13 protein-coding genes are annotated in these 22194 nt (G+C 49.0%); 11 read left to right on the top strand and 2 right to left on the bottom strand.

The window, feature by feature from the left end; all coding sequences use genetic code 11:
• The first annotated feature begins 453 nt into the window (after nt 1-453).
• A complete protein-coding gene (locus AEA42_RS13705; RefSeq protein ID WP_037416024.1) occupies nt 454-930 on the top strand; it encodes a MarR family transcriptional regulator in 477 nt (158 codons plus the stop codon).
• A gap of 68 nt (nt 931-998) precedes the next feature.
• On the opposite strand, the gene AEA42_RS13700 is transcribed toward AEA42_RS13705, so the two are convergent.
• Nucleotides 999-1631: a peptidylprolyl isomerase gene (locus AEA42_RS13700; RefSeq protein ID WP_047532932.1), complete on the bottom strand. Its 633-nt coding sequence runs from the start codon at nt 1629-1631 to the stop codon at nt 999-1001.
• A 507-nt stretch (nt 1632-2138) separates the two neighbouring features.
• Here AEA42_RS13700 and malQ point away from each other — a divergent pair.
• The 9 genes from malQ to AEA42_RS13655 all read left to right on the top strand — a co-directional run bounded on the left by malQ (nt 2139) and on the right by AEA42_RS13655 (nt 20523).
• Nucleotides 2139-4544 carry a 4-alpha-glucanotransferase gene (gene malQ / locus AEA42_RS13695; protein ID WP_055648013.1) on the top strand — a complete coding sequence of 802 codons (2406 nt, stop codon included), beginning with the start codon at nt 2139-2141 and terminating at the stop codon, nt 4542-4544.
• A gap of 17 nt (nt 4545-4561) precedes the next feature.
• Entirely contained in the window at nt 4562-6799 is a 2238-nt protein-coding gene (gene glgB / locus AEA42_RS13690; protein ID WP_055648012.1) for a 1,4-alpha-glucan branching protein GlgB, read from the top strand.
• Nucleotides 6796-9054: a glycogen debranching protein GlgX gene (gene glgX, locus AEA42_RS13685; protein WP_055648011.1), complete on the top strand. Its 2259-nt coding sequence runs from the start codon at nt 6796-6798 to the stop codon at nt 9052-9054. Before glgB ends, glgX begins: the two co-directional genes overlap by 4 nt.
• 2 nt (nt 9055-9056) lie before the next feature.
• Entirely contained in the window at nt 9057-11570 is a 2514-nt protein-coding gene (locus AEA42_RS13680) for a glycogen/starch/alpha-glucan phosphorylase (protein WP_055648010.1), read from the top strand.
• A gap of 118 nt (nt 11571-11688) precedes the next feature.
• Complete coding sequence (gene glgC / locus AEA42_RS13675; RefSeq protein WP_011717793.1) at nt 11689-12951, top strand: glucose-1-phosphate adenylyltransferase; 1263 nt, start codon at nt 11689-11691, stop codon at nt 12949-12951.
• A gap of 67 nt (nt 12952-13018) precedes the next feature.
• A complete protein-coding gene (locus AEA42_RS13670; protein ID WP_055648009.1) occupies nt 13019-14608 on the top strand; it encodes a glycogen/starch synthase in 1590 nt (529 codons plus the stop codon).
• Between the two features lie 109 nt (nt 14609-14717).
• Nucleotides 14718-17741, top strand: a complete 3024-nt coding sequence (locus AEA42_RS13665; RefSeq protein WP_055648008.1) for an EAL domain-containing protein — start codon at nt 14718-14720, stop codon at nt 17739-17741.
• Nucleotides 17742-17942: 201 nt separating this feature from the next.
• Complete coding sequence (locus tag AEA42_RS13660; RefSeq protein WP_055648007.1) at nt 17943-19313, top strand: DEAD/DEAH box helicase; 1371 nt, start codon at nt 17943-17945, stop codon at nt 19311-19313.
• A gap of 106 nt (nt 19314-19419) precedes the next feature.
• Nucleotides 19420-20523: a GTP-binding protein gene (locus AEA42_RS13655; RefSeq protein WP_055648006.1), complete on the top strand. Its 1104-nt coding sequence runs from the start codon at nt 19420-19422 to the stop codon at nt 20521-20523.
• Nucleotides 20524-20533: 10 nt separating this feature from the next.
• Here the strand turns inward: AEA42_RS13655 and AEA42_RS13650 are convergent, their stop codons facing one another.
• Nucleotides 20534-21310 (bottom strand): transporter substrate-binding domain-containing protein, encoded by a 777-nt coding sequence (locus tag AEA42_RS13650; RefSeq protein ID WP_055648005.1) that lies wholly within the window; start codon nt 21308-21310, stop codon nt 20534-20536.
• Nucleotides 21311-21652: 342 nt separating this feature from the next.
• On the opposite strand from AEA42_RS13650, the gene AEA42_RS13645 reads away from it, so the two are divergent.
• A complete protein-coding gene (locus tag AEA42_RS13645; protein WP_037425867.1) occupies nt 21653-22174 on the top strand; it encodes a DUF3087 domain-containing protein in 522 nt (173 codons plus the stop codon).
• Nucleotides 22175-22194 lie beyond the last annotated feature (20 nt).

Here is a 22194-nt window from a genome sequence, read left to right as displayed (position 1 = left end):
GTCGAGGTTACGGATAGAGATAGCGGGAGCGGCCATGATGAATTACCTGCAAAAGAGAGTAATAGATCAGAATGACCGATCGCCGTCAAGTTTTTTAAATCGAAAATTAGGTGCGGAATGACGGATATATCCACCTATTTGCTTGTATATTAAATTTGTTTCTTTCTGGTGACCAAACTACCAATTAAGGGGTAGCCAAGTTGTGATCTAGATCGGTTTAGATAGATTCCTGAGGTGAAATTCGCACTAAAGTTGGAACTAGATAACTAAATAATGAATTTTTATGACAGAGATTAAGGGCTGCATACGCTATGTTTTTTAACGTTTTTTTCAGCTTTTGCTTGTTTAGTTAAACTCAGATTATTACGCGATAAAATTGCCTGCCAAGGTGAGTTGTGGTTGAGTTTCTGGTAAGGTGCGGCCGTTGAGTTGATGAGGAGTATGTGAAGTACGATGGAAAAATATGAACAACTGCTGATTTCACTGCGCCGCGTGATCCGCGCTATCGACATTCATTCGCGGCAACTCAATAAGCATTCCGGCTTGACGGGACCACAGTTGATGGTGATGCAGAAAATTGCCCAACTCGGCGCTCCCTTAGCCAAGCAGGTGGCCGAAGAAATCACCCTCAGCCCAGCCACTGTGACGACGATTATTGATAGGCTCGAAGGGCGGGGATTAGTGATCCGCAAACGCAGCGAGTCAGATAAGCGTAAAGTCCATTTGTATTTAAGTGATGCGGGGCGCGCACTTTTAGAGGCGTCTCCTAAACCACTTCAGGAACACTTTATTAAGCAATATCAAAATCTTGAAGAGTGGGAGCAGAGTCAGCTACTCTCATCGGTGGAGCGAATTGCGGCCATGATGGATGCCGATAAAATCGACGCAGCACCTATGTTGTTAGTGGGTAAAATTCAAGGGGATGAATAATCTCCTTGGGCCGAGAATAATAAAAAGCACTGATAAATCAGTGCTTTTTATTTAACCCCGAGTATTTATCAAGCTTTGGGGCAGTTGGTTTCTGTCACACTATTAATCAAAATCTCAGTCACTGGTGTGTCGTTAAAACCGTTACTGGTTTTGGTCGGCACAATGCTTATCTGATCGACCACATCCATCCCTTCGATGACTTTACCAAACACAGCATAACCATAGCTGCTCGCCGAAGCATCGAGCTGGGGATTATCCAACACATTGATAAAGAACTGTGATGTTGCCGAATCTGGCACTGTGGTACGCGCCATCGCGATAGTGCCTCGTTTGTTACTGATGCCGACCGCGGCCTCGTTTTTAATCGGCGAGCTCGTTGGCTTGCTCTGTAATCCCGTGGTGAAACCGCCGCCTTGGATCATAAAGTTATTAATGGTTCTGTGGAATAAGGTGCCGTTATAGAAGGACTTATCGACATACTGTTTAAAGTTCTTGCCCGTGATGGGCATATGGGTGAGGTCGATGGCTAAGGTTAAATCCCCCTTTGTGGTACTCATTAAATAACAGACATCGGCACTTAAGCTCGGTGGAGTTGGGTCGGGTTTGGGGATATTGGGAGTGAGATCATCTTCGCCACCGCCGCAGGCACTGAGGACCATGCTCAAACTGCTGGCGAGTAAAAGTCCCGTGATTCTTTTCATATCAATTTCCTTATTTTTGCGTTGTTCGCCACGCCTTTGCCTGCTTGGATAATGTAAGCGGGCATGGGTAAATGTTGCGATTAAGTGTTTTTTTGTTTTGTGCGCGCATAGTGACAGAGCGATGAAGGGGATTTCAAGATGAAAAATGTAATTGATACAAAGTGTTGCAGCTAGTTGCCAATCTAATCACCCCCGTGCCAGAGAGGCATTCAACCTAAGGGATAAAGCTCACTAATGTACTCAAAGATAAGATGTTGTTTTGCTTGCGCCATTTAAGCGCGTTGCACCTTTTTTAATCACTCCCTGCTTCAAACTAGTGCGTTTGCTAGATAGCACGGTGGGCAAAGGCTTGGGCGATAAAGGCACGTATTTTATTCAAGATGCTGATTTATAAGTTTTCTTTGTTGTCACTTGGCTGACACAAATCTGTCTTCATGCTGTTATTTTGCGCTGGCATGGTTACTGCCTATCTAAGGCTATGGATGAGCAGTCGCGGGGGCGACAAATATGGGGCTGGAGAAGTTGCTGTATTTGCGGGGCGTGGGAGCAGACTTTACCGACTGCTTTGGCCAGTACATCCGCATTCCCGAGGCTGACAGGCAAGGGATTTTGACCTGTATGTTGCAGGAAAAAAATACTCAGTCCTGCGAGGCAAAGGATGAACCGTTAACGAGTTTACCCAGTGGCGACGAGCTTGACGCTCAGGTGTATCAACTCGATGCACACCATTGGACACAAGTGTTGCCAGCGTTTCATTGGTGTTATGTCGATGAACCTTGGGTCTGCCTGTATTTACCTCAATCTTACCGTGGCGATCTGCTGCTCACCTTTACCTGTGAGCAAGGGGAGAGGGTTATTCTTGAGGTGCCATTTTTGGCGCTAAAACCGATTGGGGATTATCGTATTCAGGCGCAGGAGTTAGCGCAGTTTGGCACCAGCTCCTTTGCCAATGAGTGTCAGTTCCTGCAATACCGCCTCGACCTCTTAGGTCATGAGTTTCATTGCCGTGATGCGGGCGATGCCGCTGAGCAAGATAGCAACGCTGAGCCGCGCCGTTCATGGGAAAATGTCAGCGCTGCGCCAAACGCATCTAGCAATAAAGACAACTTAAGTGATTTATCTTGCCTCGGGCTGGGCTACCACACTCTGAGCGTCAGTTTGCTTGGGCTGGCGGATGTTCAGCACGGCCTAGCATCGGCAAGCACCTCAGCAGCAAGCAACTCATCAGCAAGCATTTCTGCAGCAAGTAAGGCGACTGAGTTCCATGGCACTTTGATGGTGGCACCGAGAACCGCCTATCAAGGGGTGATGAGCGCTGTGGCGCAAGGAAAGCGCCATAAACCGTGGGGCGTGAGCCTTCAGCTCTATAGTCTGCGCAGCGAAAGCCAATGGGGCATGGGCGACTTTGGCGATTTAGAGCAACTTATCGGTTTAGTGGCCGAATATAGCGCCGATTTTATTCAACTTAATCCATTGCATGCTTTAGATATTGCCGCGCCGGAACATCCGAGTCCCTATAGTCCCTGCGATCGTCGAAGGCTTAATCCGCTGTATATTCATTTACCTAGCGTGCCTGAATTTGAGTCATTAAAGACGGAGTTTGGGGCGAAGGAATGGCAAGAAGCCATCGCCCTACTCAATGCGGAGAACTGGCTCGATTACCCCAAAGTCAGCGAGCTTAAGTACCGTGCCTTTGCACGTTTATACACTGTCTTTTGCGAACACCATTTACAGCCAAACACACCCAGGGCGCAGCGATTTGAGGATTTTGTGGCAGAGCAGGGCGCGCCGCTCAGGGAATTTGCCCAAGCCGAATCGCTCCGCAGTCCAAGGGCCATAGCGCAGGATGAAGGCTTTTATTTATACCTGCAGTTTGTGGCCGAAGATCAACTGCAATTGTGCCAGCTCAAAGCTAAAGAAGCGGGAATGGGCATTGGGCTTATTCGTGATTTGGCCGTAGGCGCTGCGTTGCAAGGCGTTGAGGTTCAAGCCAATTCGCAGCAGTTCTGCTTAAACGCCAGCATAGGCGCGCCGCCGGATCCCTTTGCGCCGCAGGGGCAAAACTGGGGACTTACGCCCCTCGATCCCGTCAAGCTAAAACAGCATCAATATCGCCATTTTATTGAGCTGACTCGCGCCAACATGACCCACTGCGGTGCGCTGCGAATCGACCATGTGATGGGGCTGCTGCGACTCTGGTGGTGGCCTCTAGATAAGCGCCTCGGCCATGGCGCCTATGTGTATTACCCGGTCGAAACCCTGTTGGCGATTCTCTGCCTTGAGAGTCAACGTGCCCGCTGTGTGGTGATTGGTGAAGATTTGGGGCTAGTGCCACCCGATATTATTCATCGCCTGTATCAGGCGGGGGTTTACTCCAACGAGTTGTTCTACTTCTGCAAAGACCATCAAGGCTTTAAGCCGCCGAGCCACTATAAGTTCCAGAGTTTGATGATGCTGGCAAACCACGATGTGCCGACGTTAGTCGCCTGGTGGACGGGCAGCGATTTGCACCTGAGGCGACAACTCGAACTGTTCAATACCGACGAACAATTAGGTGAGGCCTTAGCCGGACGTGAGCAGGAAAAACACCAGCTCGCGCAGTGCTTAATCTCTCAGGGCTTATTGCCGGAGACGGATATTCAACAGATTGATATTGAAGATTTATTAACGGCGTGGATGCCCTTTGGCGCATCGGGCAACAGCGCACTTTACAGTGTGCAGTGGTGCGATCTGCTCGGGGATCGCCATGCGGTGAATATTCCCGGCACTTGGCTCGAGTACCCCAATTGGCAGCGGCGATTGCCCATCAGCCTAAGTGAAGCCGCAGCTAGGCCTGCGCTGGCTGAGCGTTTGCAACGCATTGCTGCGGCAAGGCATTTGCCTGAAACGGCTGCGCATACAGATACCCCTTGACTAAAAATGGAAGCCAAATGATGACTCAAGCCCAGACTTACTTCTATGACGGTAGCGATGTCGCACTGTTAAATGGTCAATATACGGATGTGTTTTCCCTGCTCGGTATGCACAGCATCAACGAGGGTAAGGCCTTGGTGGTGCGCTGTTTTTTACGCAACGCCCAAAAAGTTGATGTGATAAGCCTTAAGGATGGCCGTAAGGTAGCGAGCCTTGAGCGCGTCAATGAGGCGGGGCTGTTTGCGGGGACGCTTGGCAGACGGGTTAAGCCCTTTTTGTATGCGCTACGGGTGACTTACCCCCTTTGTGAGCAGGATATTATCGATCCTTATCAGTTTGGCTCCCTCCTCGATAGTCAGGACTTATACCTCTTCGGTGAGGGAAGCTCTGAGCAGGCCTATCGCTTTTTAGGTGCGAATTGGCGCCAAATCGATAGCGTAGAAGGCGTGCATTTTTGCGTATGGGCGCCCAATGCTAAGCGAGTCTCTGTGGTGGGGGATTTTAACCACTGGGACGATACTCGCCATGTGATGCGCCAACATCTGGCCAACGGCTTGTGGGAGATTTTCCTGCCTGCTGTTGCCGAAGGCGCGCACTATAAGTTTGATTTGGTTTATCAAAATGGCGAGCGCCACGCCAAATCTGACCCGATGGCGACCCAAATGGAATGTGCGCCGCACAATGCCTCCATAGTGCCGAAAAAACACCAACACCCTTGGGCAGATTCACAATGGATGGACAAACGGGCGAGCACGGCTTGGCATCGCGCCGCTATGTCTATCTACGAAGTGCAGTTAGGTTCTTGGCGCCGAAAAGGCGAGTTTGGTGAGCAATATTTTGATTATCAAGACTTAATCGAGCAGTTGATCCCCTATGTGAAAGAGCAAGGCTTTACCCATATCGAGTTGATGCCGATCAGTGAGTATCCCTTCGATGGCTCTTGGGGGTATCAACCCGTTGGTCTGTATGCGCCGACCCATCGTTTTGGTGATGCCAATGGCTTAAAGGCCTTTATCGATGCCTGCCATCAGGCCGACATTGGCGTGTTACTCGATTGGGTCGCGGCGCATTTCCCTAAGGATCCCCATGGCCTTGTGCGTTTCGATGGCACTTGCCTCTATGAACATGAAGACCCGCGCAAAGGCACGCACCCCGATTGGGATACCCTGATCTATAACTACGATCGTGGTGAGGTGCGCAGTTTTCTGCTCAGCAATGCCTGTTATTGGCTGCGGGAATTTCACCTCGATGGGCTCAGGCTCGATGCGGTGTCATCCATGTTGTACCTCGACTACAGCCGCGAACCCGGGCAATGGCTGCCTAATGCCTATGGCGGACGGGAGAATTTAGAGGCGATTCATTTTCTGCAAATGTTGAATCAACGTTTGTATCAAGCTTTCCCCGGCATTTGCATGATAGCCGAAGAGTCAACCGCCTTTGCGGGGGTGACTAAGCCGACGGATTGCGGCGGGCTGGGGTTTGGTTTTAAATGGAATATGGGCTGGATGAACGACAGCCTAAGTTACCTCGGCCGCGATCCCATCTATCGCCAGTATCACCATAACCAGCTGACCTTTAGTTTGATGTATGCCTATTCGGAGCAATTTATGCTGTCGATAAGCCACGATGAAGTGGTGCACGGCAAGGGCTCTTTGCTGCATAAAATTCCCGGCGATGACTGGCAAAAATTCGCCACCCTCAGGGCCTATTACGGCTTTATGTGGGGACATCCGGGCAAAAAACTACTGTTTATGGGCAGCGAGTTCGCCCAGCGTGACGAATGGAACCATAACCATAGCCTCGATTGGCATTTGCTCGCCTTCGAGCCTCACCAAGGCGTGCAGCGCTGGCTTCGCGATCTGAATCAGCTTTATCGCCAATTCCCCGCCTTATCCGTGCTCGACTATGAGTCTCAGGGTTTTCGCTGGCTCGATTGTGACAATGGTCGCGACAGTATTTTTAGCTTTGTTCGCTATGGCGAGGGTAGTGATGTGCCCATAGTGTTTGTGGTGAATATGACGCCCACTCTGCACCAAGGATTTCGTATCGGCTTGCCCCAAGGCGGGGATTTCTGTGAGTACCTCAATAGCGACAGCCATCTCTATGGTGGCAGCAATCAGGGGAATGCGGGCAAGGTAATTGCCGAAGATTTACCTTGGCAGGGCATGGCATCGAGCGCGTTGATCACTGTGCCGCCCCTAGGTTGCTTAATCCTCGGGCCTGCGACGGATGCACCAAGAGATACCAGCCTATGACGAATCCTGTGCCTGTAAATGCTGATGGCTCAACCGCCTATAACCTAAGCGCGGGGCAGCCTTTTCCCTTAGGGGCGACGGTCGATGATGGCGGGGTGAATTTCGCCCTGTTTTCGGCCCATGCCACTGGGGTGGAGTTATGTCTGTTTGATGCTCAAGGCGAGGTGGAAATTCAGCGTATCACCTTGACGGAGCAGACCCAGCAAATCTGGCATTTGTATGTGCATGGGCTGAGTGCCGGCCAGCTTTATGGCTACCGTGTTTATGGTCCCTACGAGCCGCAATTAGGCCATAGATTTAATCCACACAAATTATTGTTAGACCCTTACGCGCGCCAGCTCGTGGGGCGTTATCACCACCATATCGCCAACTTTGGCTATGAGATAGATAGTCCTAATGAAGACTTATCTTTCAGTACCTTAGATAACGCGGACTTTGTCCCAAAATGCAAAGTGGTCGATACTCGCCCTCTTTTTAATGTCGCTAAGGCGCATACTATTCGGCCTCTTACAAGTAAGCGTGAGCCACTACCGCTTGAGCAGTGCATTATCTATGAGATGCACATAAAGGGTTTTACCGCACTGCACCCTGAGATAGATGCACCGCTGCGAGGCACCTTTGCAGGGCTAGCATCGAAGGCGGCGATAGATTACTTAGTTAATCTCGGCGTAAATTGCGTCGAGTTACTGCCGGTTCAGACATTCTTCTCCGAGCCATTTCTGCTTGAAAAACAGCTATCTAACTATTGGGGTTACAACAGCATTGGCTTTTTTGCGCCTGAGCCGAGTTATCTCTCGAGTGAGGATATTGCTGAGTTTCGTAACATGGTGGATGCGCTGCATGGCGCGGGTATCGAAGTCATTCTCGATGTGGTCTATAACCACAGCGCCGAGGGCAGTCGCCTCGGGCCGACCTTTAGCTTTCGCGGTATCGACAATCTGAGTTATTACCGCCTGCATCCAAATGATAAACGCTTTTATATCAATGATACTGGCTGCGGTAATACCTTAAACCTCAACCATCCGCGCATGTTGCAGTTGGTGTTAGATTCGCTGCGTTACTGGGTCGAAGTGATGGGCGTCGATGGTTTTCGTTTCGATTTAGCCGCCTGCCTTGGCCGCGAAGCCTATGGATTTGACCCAGGTAGCGGTTTTTTTGATGCGCTGCTGCAAGACCCAGTACTTTGCCGGGTGAAGCTGATTGCCGAGCCTTGGGATATTGGCCCTGGTGGGTATCAGCTCGGTAATTTCCCTGTGGCTTTTAGCGAGTGGAATGACAGATACCGCGACACCATGCGGCGTTTTTGGCGCGGCGATCACGGCATGTTGCCCGAGTTTGCGCGGCGGTTTCATGGCTCGGGGGATTTCTTTGAGCATAGCGGCCGGCCTCCTGCCGCCAGTATCAACTTTTTAACCAGTCACGATGGTTTTACCCTCAAAGATTTAGTGAGTTATTGCGAGCGGCACAATTGGGCCAACGGTGAAGAAAACCGCGACGGCCACCATGAGAACTTCAGCTATCACTATGGGGTAGAGGGCGACACTGAGGATGCCACCATTCTCGCGTTGCGCACCCGCCAGCAACGCAATCTATTGACCACGCTATTTCTCTCCCAAGGAGTGCCTATGTTACTCAGTGGTGATGAGGCGGGCCGCACCCAAGGCGGGAATAATAACGCCTATTGCCAAGATAACCCCTTGAATTGGTTCGATTGGTCAGCGGATGGCATGGATAGCTCATTGCTGAATTTCACCTCACAGCTGATTGCCTTGCGTAAACGCTTCCCGCTGCTGTGCGCCAAACGTTTTATCCATGAGCAGCTAGTGGCCAATGCCTTCAATTGGTCGCCGGAGGCATCTGCACTCCAAGCTGCAAGCCCTATCTCAACCCCAACGGGGGTGAGGCTGGATTGGTTTAGTCGTCAAGGGGAGCCTATGAGTAAAAGCCTGTGGAGCGAGTCTATGGGCCGCAGTCTTAGTGTGGTGTTATCAGGCAATTTAACCGCCACTCAGCCGCAGACTCAGGATGACAACCTTCAAGCACTGCTGTTGATGGTTAATGCTGATGAGCACCCTTTGGCCTTTACCCTGCCGGTTTTTGACGGTTTAGGGCCGTGGCAATGCCTGCTGCATACCCAAACGGAACCACAATTTTTAACTCCCACTGAGCCGCTGGATGCTCAGTCCTCACCGACGCGGTACTTGCTACAGGATCGCAGTCTTATGCTGTTTCATGCTGATTTTATAAGGAATTAACTATGAGTCATAACAGTGAGCTGAGCCCAAATACCAGCGGCGTTACTCCCAAAAAACATTCAACAAAAGCCGTTGAAACTAAGAACAAACCAGCACCCGAACCCTGCGAGCCCTGTGATGCCTTACCCGCTTCTTTTACTCGCCATGTTCGCTATGGATTAAGCCGCGGCGAAGGGGCGCGTGGTGAATTATTTCAAGCGCTGGCTCTCAGCGTAAAAGAGCAAATGCTGGATGATTGGCGTGAGACGCGCATCAAAGATAGCTGTTACGACAACAAACAAGTGGCCTATTTGTCACTCGAGTTTTTAATGGGCAGGACACTGGGCAATGCCTTCTTAAACTTAGAGTTAGAGCAAGATAGCCGCGAGGCGTTAAGCCATTACTCTGTTTCCCTCGAGGAGATAGAAGAGGCCGAACATGACGCGGGCTTAGGCAATGGTGGCCTTGGGCGGCTTGCTGCTTGTTTTCTCGATAGTTGCGCCAGCATGGACTTATCCGTGACTGGGTATGGCATTCGTTACGAATACGGCATGTTCGCCCAAAAGATAGTTGATGGTTATCAGGTTGAGCGCCCTGATCGCTGGTTACGTGAGGGCAACCCTTGGGAGGTGCGTGTTCCGCACCATAATGTGACGGTAAAGTTCTTTGGTCACACCGAATCCTATGTCGATAAACAAGGGCGCAGGCACATGATTTGGGTCGATACCCAAGATGTGCTCGCGGTGGCCTACGATATGCCTGTCCCCGGTTATCGTAATGGCCGCGTGAATAGCTTAAGACTTTGGAAGGCTGAAGCCACCGATGATTTTGACTTAGCAGAATTTAACCAAGGCGATTACACAGAGGCCGTGGCGCGTAAAAACCTCGCCGAGCAGATCACTATGGTGCTTTACCCCAATGATGCCAGCGAGAACGGTAAGGAGCTGCGGCTGCGTCAGCAATATTTTTTGTCTTCCGCTAGCTTACAGGCAATTTTAAAACGTTGGGTGCATCACCATGGCAATGATTTCACTCATTTTGCTGAAAAAAATGTGATGCAATTGAATGACACTCATCCCAGTATTGCGGTCCCCGAGTTAATGCGGCTGCTGGTGGATGAATATGGCCTCGAATGGGATGCCGCTTGGTCGATCACCAGTCAAACCATTGCTTATACCAATCATACGCTGCTACCCGAGGCATTAGAGCGCTGGCCTGTGCGTATGATGGCATTGATGCTGCCGCGTATTTTAGAAATCATCTATGAAATCAACGCCAGATACCTCGATTTAGTTGCCCACCACTGGCCGGGGGATGGTGCCAAACTGGCCAGCATGTCGATTATTCAAGATGGCCCCGATCCCCATGTGCGCATGGCCTATTTAGCCATAGTAGCCAGTTTTTCGGTGAACGGTGTCGCTGAATTACATACCCAATTGTTAAAGTCGGGCCTGTTTAAGGATTTTTATAGCCTGTGGCCGGAGAAGTTTAACAATCGCACTAACGGGGTGACGCCAAGGCGTTGGTTAGCCCACTGCAATCCTTCACTCGCCAAACTGTTAACCAACCATTTAGGCAAAGGTTGGGTGACGGACTTAAGCCAACTGACGGCACTCAATGCCTTAACCCAGGACGCCAGCTTTATTCAAAAGTGGCGTGAAGTGAAACAAGCCAACAAGGCGGTGCTGGCCAAGATGATTGCTAAGGAATGTGGCGTCGAGTTTGACCCTTCAATGCTGTTTGATGTGCAGGTCAAGCGGATCCACGAGTACAAGCGTCAGCTACTCAATATTCTGCATGTTATTCATCTTTACCATCAAATCCAGCAGGGGCATACAGAGCATCTGGTGCCACGCTGCGTGCTGATCGGTGGCAAGGCTGCACCCGGTTACTTTATGGCGAAGCTCATCATCAAACTCGCCAGTAATGTTGCCCATATGGTCAATTGCGATCCTGTGGTGGCGCCTTATCTGCGCTTTGCGTTTCTGCCCAATTACAACGTCAGTGCGATGGAAAAAATCTGCCCCGGCACCGATGTCTCCGAACAAATCTCCACCGCGGGTAAGGAGGCCTCTGGCACGGGCAATATGAAGTTTATGATGAACGGGGCACTCACCATAGGCACCTTAGATGGCGCCAATATCGAGATGCTCGAAGAGGTAGGCGAGGATAACTTCTTCCTCTTTGGCCTCAACGCCGATCAAGTGGCCCAAATGCGCTGTGATTACCAACCTCAGCGCATTATCGCCGAGTCCCACGCCTTATCCGAAGTCATGGCCTTACTGAAGAGCGGCCATTTTAACCTACTGGAACCGGGAATTTTCGACCCGATTATCGCCTCGATTGAAAGCGCGGACGACCAGTGGATGACTGCGGCGGATTTCGATAGTTATCGCCTCGCCCAAGAGGCTGTGGCTAAGGCTTATAAAGATCCGAAAAAGTGGACGCAAATGAGCATTCGCAACACGGCGGCCAGTGGTCGCTTCTCCAGTGATGTGACTATTGCTGGCTATCGGGATGAAATTTGGAAACTGTAAGGGAGTCGTTAATGAGCGCAGGAATACGCAGTTGTATGCAATGCTGCGGCCTTAGGGCGGCAGGGAAGAGTGATTGTGAAGCAATCGGCACTGATGTGCTATTTGGGGAGTAGAGCCTATGTCTAATGTACGTTATATCAGTAATTTAACTCGTGAAACCTATGCATTGATTCTGGCTGGTGGCCGAGGCTCGCGTTTACATGAACTCACCGACTGGCGCGCTAAACCCGCGCTGTATTTCGGTGGCAAGTTTAGGATCATCGATTTTCCGCTGTCGAATTGCATCAACTCGGGGATCCGCCGTGTTGGGGTGGTGACCCAATATAAGTCGCACTCGTTAATTCGCCACGTGATGCGTGGTTGGGGCCACTTTAAAAAGGAATTAGGTGAGTCGGTGGAGATTCTGCCCGCCTCACAACGTTACTCTGAGAATTGGTATCAAGGCACGGCCGATGCGGTATTCCAAAATATCGACATCATCCGCCATGAGCTGCCCAAGTACGTGATGGTGCTCTCGGGTGACCATGTGTATCGCATGGATTACGCTGGCTTACTGGCCGCCCATGCCGAATCTGGCGCCGATATGACAGTCTCCTGCCTTGAGGTGCCCGTGGCCGAAGCGGCGGGCGCATTTGGGGTGATGGAAGTCGATGACGAGATGCGCATCCTAGGATTTGAAGAAAAACCTAAACACCCTAAACATTCCCCAGGCAATCCAGAGAAGTGCCTCGCCTCGATGGGCAACTATGTGTTTAACACTGAGTTTTTGTTCGAACAGTTGAAGAAAGACGCGCAAAACGCCAATTCTGATCGCGATTTTGGCAAAGATATTATTCCCTCGATCATCGAAAAACATAAAGTGTTTGCCTATCCCTTTAAGAGCGCCTTCCCCAACGAGCAAGCCTACTGGCGCGATGTGGGCACCTTGGATTCTTTTTGGCAGGCCAATATGGAATTGCTATCGCCCACGCCGGCCTTAAACCTCTACGATGCCAAATGGCCGATTTGGACTTATCAGGAGCAATTACCTCCCGCTAAATTTGTGTTTGACGATGACGATAGACGCGGCATGGCGGTGGATTCGATTATTTCTGGCGGCTGTATTATCTCGGGCGCGACCGTGCGTCGCAGCGTGTTGTTTAACGAGGTGCGGGTTTGTTCCTACTCAGTGGTTGAGGATTCAGTCGTGCTGCCCGACGTGGTGGTGCTGCGCCACTGCAAGATTAAAAACGCCATTATCGACAGGGGCTGCATCATTCCCGAAGGCACTGTGATCGGTTATAACCACGACCATGACAGGGCAAAAGGCTTTAGGGTGTCCGAGAAAGGCATTACCTTAGTCACCCGCGATATGTTAGGACTGCCGGTGGGCTACGAGTAAGGCCAACCCATTAATTAGCTTGAATATTAACCCTGTTGGAGTATGAAGTTAGGTGAAACGCATATTAATGGTCGCGGCCGAAAATGGGGCGCTGAAAGGGGCTAAAGTGGGCGGCATGGCAGATGTGATCCGTGACTTGCCCCAAGCGCTGGCGGGTGTTGAGATCCAAGCCGATGTCATTATGCCCAGCTACGGATTTTTAACAGGCTTTGACGCCAAACTTATCCATGAGTTTGAGGTGAGTTTTGCCGGGCGACAGGAGCCGATTAAGTTGTATTGGCTGGCGCACCCCAAGGTGCAGGGCGCGAATATTTACTTGCTCGAGCATGGGCTCTGGCAATCGAGCCCCGGGCAGATTTATAGCCAAGGCACAAGTGATCGCCCCTTTGCCGATGATGCGACTAAGTTTGCGCTGTTGTGTGCAAGCGTAGCCAAGGCCTTAGTGGCAGGGCTTGTGCCTATGCCTGAGCTTTTACATCTGCATGACTGGCACACGGGATGTTTAGCCATGCTGCGAGCGCTGGCGCCTGAGTATCAAGCGTTAAAAAGCATAGCATGTGTGTTTTCGATTCATAACCTTGCGCTGCAGGGCATTAGGCCGCTGAGCCATGATTCGTCAAGCTTTGCGGCTTGGTTTCCTCACTTATTTGCCCAGTTGGATGAGGGCCAACGCGCCCAGATTATCGACCCCCGTTATCCCCATTGCATTAATCCGATGCGGATGGGGATTACGCTGGCGGATAGGGTGCATCTCGTCTCACCTACCTACGCCAAGGAAGTCTTGCTTCCCTCTCGCCCAGAGTTGGGCTTTTTCGGTGGAGAAGGGCTTGAGGCCGATTTGCAACATAAAGCTGATCAAGGTCGAGTACTGGGGATTTTAAATGGTTGCGAATACCCTGAGGCTTTAGCTCAAACCTCCCTCGAACGTATCGGATTAACTGAGTTTAGGGCGCTACTGAATTGCATTGAGTCGGCTTTAGTGCAGTGGCAGGGTGGGCGAAGTCAGGTGAGTGGCGTCGATATGATTGCTTTTACGCGGCTGCAAGCCTGGTGGCGCCAAGCCTCTGTGGGGGAGTTCCCGAACTTTCTGTTGATGTCTGTTGGTCGGCTTACCGATCAAAAAGTATTGATCCTGCGCCATATTTTACCTTCTGGCTTATCGGTATTAGAGACATTACTGCAACAGTTGCAGCTGACGCAGCCCAAGGCGCTATTTGTGCTGCTTGGCAGCGGCGACCCAGAGATAGGGCTGTTTTTTCAAGCCCTTGCGGCTAAGTATGCCCATTTTGTATTTCTGCAGGGATACCATGAGGAACTCTCCCTGTGTCTTTATCAAGTGGGTGATTTGTTCCTGATGCCGAGTTCTTTTGAGCCCTGTGGTATTAGCCAAATGCTCGCCATGCGTAGCGGTCTGCCTTGTTTAGTGCATGGTGTGGGCGGATTACAAGATACGGTCGAGGACAATGTCGATGGTTTTGTGTTTTATGGCGAAGATATCAAAAGCCAGGGCGAGGCTATGCTGGCAAAGCTGGCTGAAGCACTCGATAAATTTAATACGCGTGATTGGATGCAATTAAAACGCAAGGCGAAAGCGCGGCGCTTCGATTGGCATAGCATCGCCCTTGATTACCAGAAACAACTTTACAACATTTTGTGAATTACCCCATGTAATTAGATCATGATTTGTAAGCAATTCTGCTACACTTTTGGGGGAGAGTTTTCGTAAGATAGACCATTTCCTCATTTTTGGAGTTGCTTCCACATCCATGGATAAAAGCATTTTCTTACCCTTAGTACAAAATGCAGCGTTACTGCTCGCCTTAGTGTTTTTGTACGATGCGATTCCTAAAAAGCATCAGCGGCAGTATTTTTTACTATGGCGGCTGGGGATTGGCTTATTTATCGGTGGCATTGGTGTCGCGATTATGAGCACCCCATGGATGTACGAACCCGGTATTATCTTCGATACCCGCTCTGTACTCTTGTGTGTTTCGGGCCTGTTTTTTGGTGGGTTGCCGACGGCGATTGCCGTTGTTATCACTTCGCTGTACCGACTCAGTATTGGTGGTGTCGCCATGTGGGTTGGCGTTGGCGTAATTATCAGTTCCGGTCTTATCGGTGTGATATGGCGGCATTATCGTAAGTCCTATCTTGCCAATATTTCCGGTAAAGAAGTCTTTGGTTTTGCTTTTTTAGTGCATTTAGTGATGTTGTCATGGTTTTTTCTGCTGCCTAACCAGCTTGCATTGCCCGTATTGTCGAAAATCGCCTTACCAATATTATTGATTTATCCCCTTGCTACCTGGCTGCTAAGTCGTTTGCTATCTCGCCGCTTTGAGCTGGAGCGGGACGAGCAAATTCGCCTGCAAGATGATTTTTTATTCCGCAGCCAATTTAACGTCGGCAATATTGGGATTGCCATTACTGGCGTCGATCAAAAGTGGATCAAGGTGAATCCAAGGTTATGCCAGATGCTTAAATACTCAGAGGATGAGTTGCTGCATATGACTTGGAAGCAGCTCACTCACCCCGATGATGTTGACGCTGATCTATTAAAGTTTGAGCTAATGCTTGAAGGCAAAATTGATAATTACGAATTAGATAAACGGTTTATTGCCAAGGATAACTCGATTGTTTACACCCATATGACAGTGGCCTGTAAGCGCGCAAATCATCAGGTATTATTAGTGATTGCAGGCTTTTTGGATGTCACGGCGCAAACATTAGCTGACATGGAGGTGCTCGCCAGTCGTGAACAACTTGAGTTGGTACTGAGCAGTAGCGATCTTGGGGTATGGGACTGGGATATTCGTAATGACCATATCGAGCGAAACGCCCGCAGTGCCGATATTTTAGGCTGCGATATCGATATGCTCAATGCCAATAGTCGCCAATGGATGGACTCGATAGTGGCTGAGGATAGGCCCAAAGTATTGCATTCTATCGAGGCCCATATTCGTGGCGAAACGCCGCAACATAAGATGGAATATCGCTTAAAAACCCTTAACCGCGACATCCGCTGGATTTTAGATACCGGTAAAGTGGTGAGCCGTGATGCCAATAACAATGCGCTCAGAATGTGCGGTACTTATACCGATATCACCGATGCTAAGTTGATTGAAGAGTCTTTAAAACTCTCCGCGTTAGTTTATAACAATAGCTCCGAAGCCATGAGTGTACTTGATGAAAACGGAGTGATTATTACCGTAAACGCCGCATTTACCGATATCACTGGCTATAGCGAGTCTGAAATTCGTGGACAGCATATTCGTATGATGTATTGCGACCTTAATGGTCACGATTTTTATCAGCGCATGAATCATGACATTCGCGAAAAGGGCGAGTGGCAGGGTGAAATGCGCCAACGGCGTAAGAATAATGAAGAGTATGTCATTTGGCTAACCATTAATACGATTAATAATGCCGAGGGTTTGCCTTATCGTCGTGTTGCGCTTTTTTCTGATATTACCGATAAAAAACAAAGTGAACATTTAATCTGGAAACAAGCCAACTACGATACCTTGACTGGCCTGCCTAATCGACGCATGTTGCTCGAATATTTAAGTGCCGAAATCAAGAATGCCGACCGTAATCGCAATCACTTTGCGCTGATGTTCCTCGATCTCGATTACTTTAAAGAGGTTAACGATACCTTAGGTCACGCCATGGGGGATCAATTACTGATCGAAACCGCCAGTCGCTTAAAATCCTGTGTGCGGGATGCCGATGTGGTAGCGCGACTTGGCGGTGATGAGTTTACCGTAGTATTAAGTGCTATGGCTGATCATAAGGGGATTGAACGAGTTGCCGAACATATTTTAAGGCGTATTGCCGAACCCTATCTGCTCGGTGAAGAAACTGCTTATATTAGCGCCAGTATTGGTATCACGCTTTACCCAGATGATTCGACCAGTATTGAAGGTTTACTTAAACATGCGGATCAGGCTATGTATGCGGCAAAAGATCAAGGCCGCAACCGCTTTAACTACTTCACGCCTTCGATGCAGGAATACGCTAAGTACCGCATGCGATTAATTCACGATCTCCGTCAAGCCGTGCTGAATAAAGAATTTGAACTGCATTATCAACCGATAGTAGCGATGGCGACAGGGGAAGTGGCTAAGGCAGAAGCCTTATTGCGCTGGTTCCATCCGGAGCGCGGCTCTGTATCGCCAGCAGAATTTATTCCCGTTGCTGAAGATACTGGGCTGATTGTTGAAATCGGTAACTGGGTATTTGAACAAGCAGCACGCCAAAGCGCCCAGTGGCGCAAGACGTTGGGCGTGGAAATTCAGATCAGTGTTAACAAATCGCCTATACAGTTCCGTGACGAGGGCACACTGTTACACAATTGGCTTGAATTACTGCAGCAGTTGGATGTCACTGGTGCTGGTGTTTGTGTGGAAATTACCGAGGGGTTATTGCTTGATGCCAGTATGGGAGTGACTGAAAAATTGTTAGCTTATCGGGATGCAGGCGTGCAAGTTTCCTTAGATGACTTTGGTACCGGGTATTCTTCACTGGCTTATTTGAAGAAATTCGATATCGACTATTTGAAAATAGATCAATCATTTACCCGTCATATCGATACGGATGAAAATGACCACACCTTGTGTGAAGCCATTATTGTGATGGCCCATAAATTGGGCATGAAAGTCATCGCCGAAGGGGTTGAAACCGAGGCACAGCGGCAGGTGTTGCTCAATGCAGGCTGCGACTATGGCCAAGGTTATTTATTCTCTAAACCCGTCAGTGCCAGTGAGTTTGCCAGCAAGTATTTGCTGATATAAACACCTAGGCGAGAAAGGTTTATCAGGCGTGCGACGTTTTGCCTATAAATCCGCCGCGAATTTTGCTAGACTCCGCGGCCCCATTTAAGGGCATGATGCAGAAAATTAATAATGTTGAAGAGTACAACAAGTCATCTCTTCGATTCGTCTCTTTTTTGCTGCGCATTGAGCAATTCCACCGACTAACACCTAAGAGTTCCTATGAAATTTGACACACTCGGCTTATCTTCACCTATTTTGAATGCGATAACTGAGTGTGGCTATCAGCAACTCACTCAAGTGCAACAACAGGTTATTCCTCTCGCCTTAACGGGGAAGGATATTATGGCCTGTGCTCAGACTGGAACGGGTAAAACCGCTTCCTTCGCCTTGCCCGTGCTTGAGCAACTTGCTGCCCAGCTTGCCGATAAACCCTTGCTGCGCGCCTTAGTGATGACGCCAACCCGTGAGTTGGCAATTCAAGTTTGTGCGAATATTCAAAAATATAGCCAGTTTTTGCCCCTTAAAACCTTAGCGGTTTATGGAGGTGCGAATATGAATCCGCAGCGTAAAGGCGTCGAGCAGGGCGTCGATATCCTCGTCGCAACGCCAGGGCGACTATTCGATATTATTGGCCAGTTCAATTTAGACCTGTCCAGTGTAACGACCTTAGTGATCGACGAAGCGGATCGTATGCTCGATTTAGGCTTTGTACGCGACATTGAAAAGGTGAAGCGCCTTATTGCCCCAGTACATCAAACGATGTTGTTTTCAGCCACCTATAGCGATGCGGTGAAGCAACTCTCCCATAAGATGCTCAATCAACCTGAATGGGTTAATGTTGCCGAAAATACCACGGCATCGACCGTAGAACAGTTAGTGTATCGGGTCGATAAGCGCCGCAAAGCAGAGTTATTATCTGAGCTGGTGGGGCGCAATAATTGGCGCCAAGTGCTGGTGTTCGCCAGTACTAAGGAATGCGCTGAGCATTTATTGCAGGAGTTAACACTCGATGGGATCAGCGCGGGCGTTTTTCATGGGGATAAAACCCAAGGGGCGCGTAATCGTGTGCTCGATGATTTTAAAGCCGGAAAACTGCGCGTGTTGGTGGCAACCGATGTGGCGGCCCGCGGGCTTGATATTCAGGCGCTTCCCTTAGTGATAAACCTAGAGTTGCCTTTCCTCGCGGAAGATTATGTCCATCGTATTGGCCGCACTGGCCGTGCGGGCCTGTCAGGTCGAGCTATTTCATTTGTCAGCCCAGCAGATGATGAAATGCTCGCAGAAATAGAAGCTTTAATTGGCCAGCAACTCCCTGTCACTGTGCAGCCTGGTTACGAGGAGGGCACGCCACTGCCTGCACGTTACCGCGATGCTCCCGCGGCAACCACTAAAACTAAATGGAGTTATAAAGCACCAAAAGATCGCACTATTGGCAAAGTCAGTGCTGCCGGGAAGTCGAGTGAGAGCCAAGCTAGAGCAAGAAAATCTCCTACCCGCGAGGGTAAGTATTCAAAAGATAAGGCGAAATTTAGCCCATTTCAAACTCAGCGTTCTGGTGGTAAGCCGCAGGGCGGCAATAAAGTAAAATAGTGCAGTACGCAGCGCGCCCAAGGCGCGCTTTTTGTTGAGCTTTAACTAGAATATCCCTACACTCGAATGCCCCTAAACGTTGCCCGTTACCCTGCGAGTGTTGTCCATGATCGTCAAAGCTATTCCCACCAATATCATCACAGGTTTTTTAGGTGTCGGTAAAACAACGCTTATAAAACAACTGCTTAATACTAAGCCTGAGGGCGAAACTTGGGCGATATTAGTCAATGAATTTGGTGAAGTAGGCATCGATGCGGGCCTCTTAGAGGTAAACAACAGTGGGGTGCAGATTCGTGAAGTTGCTGGGGGCTGCATGTGCTGCGCGGCGGGCGTACCCACGCAAGTGGCAATCAATCAACTGATTGCTCGTGCTAAGCCTGATCGCTTGCTGATTGAACCTACGGGACTTGGGCATCCTAATGAAATTATTAAAGTCCTCAGTGCGCCCCATTATCAACATGTTATCCGCCTTCAAAGCACTTTATGCCTAATCGATGCCCGTAAATTAATGGATGAACGCTACCGCGGACATGATAATTTTGTGCAGCAGTTGCAAGTAGCCGATGTGATCGTTGCGACCAAAACCGATTTATATCCTGAGTTTGAGGCATTGCAGGGCAGGCAATTAGCTCAGGAATTAACTGATTATCTCAATGCTTTACAACTTGATGATACGCCAGTGGTGGAGCATAGTTCGCCTCAAGGCTTATCGGCTCAATTACTTGAGCTCCTTAAGCAACCACACCGTGATTTACCTAAACCGGCCAGTAACCTAGCCGTTAGCATTAACGCATTGAGCCAATCTCGGAGTGTGTTGCGTAACACTGCCGACACTTTGGGTTTGCAGGGGCTGTTTACCGAGGAGGCAAGCGAGCAAGTCTACCAGTTTGATGCGCGTGGCATAGTACGTAAGCAAAATCAGGGGGAGGGCTGTTTTAGCTGCGGCTGGGTATTTGAACCTATGCAAGAGTTTGATTTTGATAAATTAATGCAACTTATTACCCTCCAGACCCAAACAAATCCTACTTTACTGCGGTTAAAGGCTGTAATGATTACCAGCGATGGTATTGCGGGGATCAATTGGAGCAGTGGGGATATGACTGTCACTGAACTTGATGATTGTGTTGATTCTCGGCTCGAAATGATTGCAACCCAAGAGCTGGATTGGGACCACATTGAACTGGCCTTAATGGAATGTTTAGCTGGTTAATTGAAGGGGATTAATCGGTGAGCATTGAGGTGGGAATGGTAACGCCACGTTTTTTTGCCAGTGTAGCCAATTCGCCTGTCTCAACCATATGTTGCATAAATAGATCGAAACGTTGTTGAAGTGGTTGAAATTTTACGTCTTTTGGAAAGGCCATAAAGCCATCTTGGATATCAATTCTTGGCATTATAGGGGTGATTGCCTGTGGAATTTTGATTTGCGCGAGCATTGCTTGAGTATTGCGTATGTTGGTGGCAAGCAAATCGAGATCGCCACGGGATAAGCGTTCAATACCACTTTTGAGATCTGCAAATTCATTAATTGTGAGCGTTTTGGTGCGTTCGTTAAACAAATAGCCGTAACTCCAGCCTTGCATTTTGCCAATTCTTAATCCATAGATACTGGCATAACTACCATCCCAAGGCGTGGGGTGATTGACTCTGGCGTAAAAAACGATTTCATCGCGATAAAAGGGTTGGGCCGAGAAGGCTAAGTGCTTTTGCCGTTCTTCCGAAAAATAGGGACCAATTAAAATATCTGCTTGGCCGCGCTCGACCATAGATTGCGCTCGGCGCCAAGGCGCTATTTGATAATGAATGGTCACTTTTTGTTGCTGGGCAAAACGATTGAGTATATCTACCCCTAAACCGATGTATTCGCCGTTCGGTTTTTGTTCAAAAATTTGGCTAAAACGAGTCCCCACCGCAAAGAGCTCCTCTGCTTTTATAGGGGCGACTAAGCAAATGAGGGTGAGCAAAACTAACCTTCGCAAGGTGTTCTTTAATGCCATTTCATTCCTGTGATGGTTGCTTCATTCCAAGTGGAATGTGGTGCAAGTAAGGGGAGTTTGTTAAATAAATCGTTACGTACTTTGAATATCAGCAAATTGTACACTGATTTAGATCCCTATCTGCACGTACCTGTCATCAATGCGGATAACCGTGCCTCAATAACCGGAAGATAACTAAATAAAAAGATTGGTAATTTTATAATATAAATCCTTAACCATATTTGTTTCAAATTGTATCCTTTGTGGTTGGTGTGATGGCGGAAGACTTATATTATTCAGGCAAGCTCAAGCAAACTGGGTTATGCTGCGCTGCCAATGCGTATTTTGATTAAAAGAGAACCCATGAAGTTACAGCAAATTGATAAATCCCTTTATCGTAGCAATATGAACCTGTTTATGGTGGCCTTAGTGTTGGCCTTGATCGTTTGCTCCCTTGGCTTTGGGGCTGGATTAATTGCGCTCTTTGGCGTTGAGGCTTTACCCGGTGAGCCTACAGGAAATTTCCACTGGAATTTACTCGGGGTGATTTTGGCGGTATTACTTTGTAGTGCCATTGTCTATCAGCTAAAAACTCAGCCCTTTTTTAAAGAGATTTATTATGTGTGGCAGTTAAAGCAACTGCAAAATCGCATTTATCGCAAGCTGGCTAAAGTCAAAGCAGCTGCGGCGGACAATGATGTAAATGCGTTGATTATATTGCTATTTTACTTCACCAGTTTACGCCAGGTGTATTTGCTGGATGATAATACCTTGACCTTATCAGCGGTTGATAAGGAGCTTGCACAGTTACAGGCACAATGCGACGTTTTAGGATTAGCGCTATCGGCTGAACAATTTGAGGTCGAACTGTTAGCGGGTTTTTAATTCTAGATTTAATGATTTAG

Source organism: Shewanella sp. Sh95, from assembly GCF_001308045.1.
GTDB lineage: Bacteria > Pseudomonadota > Gammaproteobacteria > Enterobacterales > Shewanellaceae > Shewanella > Shewanella xiamenensis.
Note: the sequence above shows the minus strand (reverse complement) of the source record. Positions and strands in the feature narration are given on the sequence as shown.